This window comes from Psychrobacter sp. TB55-MNA-CIBAN-0194 (assembly GCF_040309505.1).
GTDB classification, from domain to species: Bacteria; Pseudomonadota; Gammaproteobacteria; order Pseudomonadales; family Moraxellaceae; genus Psychrobacter; species Psychrobacter fozii.
In genome coordinates this window covers 1-279 of record NZ_JBEOOW010000198.1, presented here as the reverse complement: position 1 = coordinate 279, position 279 = coordinate 1, and the positions used below count along the sequence as shown (strand labels likewise).

Annotated in this window: 1 protein-coding gene; it reads right to left on the bottom strand. The window is 46.2% G+C overall.

Features of this window, described 5'->3' with window-relative positions; genetic code table 11:
* Window positions 1-25: 25 nt before the first annotated feature.
* Window positions 26-279 (bottom strand): dihydrodipicolinate reductase C-terminal domain-containing protein (locus AAEY75_RS14810; protein ID WP_352259993.1); only part of this gene is annotated, 254 nt, incomplete at its 5' end.

Genomic DNA, 279 nt, shown 5'->3' with positions numbered 1-279 from the left:
CATTTAAGTATGAGGTATTTAAGCCTTAGTCATTTAAGCCTAAAACATCCTGCATATTATATTGCCCGACTTCCTGCTTAATTATCCAAGTAGCCGCACGTACCGCACCAGCGGCAAAAGTCATACGCGCGCGCGCACGATGGGTAATCTCAACCACTTCACCATCTGCAATAAACATCACGGTATGGTCACCAATGATTTCACCACCGCGAATGGCATGAATACCAATAGTACCCGCTTTACGTTCACCCGTTTGTCCTTCGCGACCATAGACAGCAA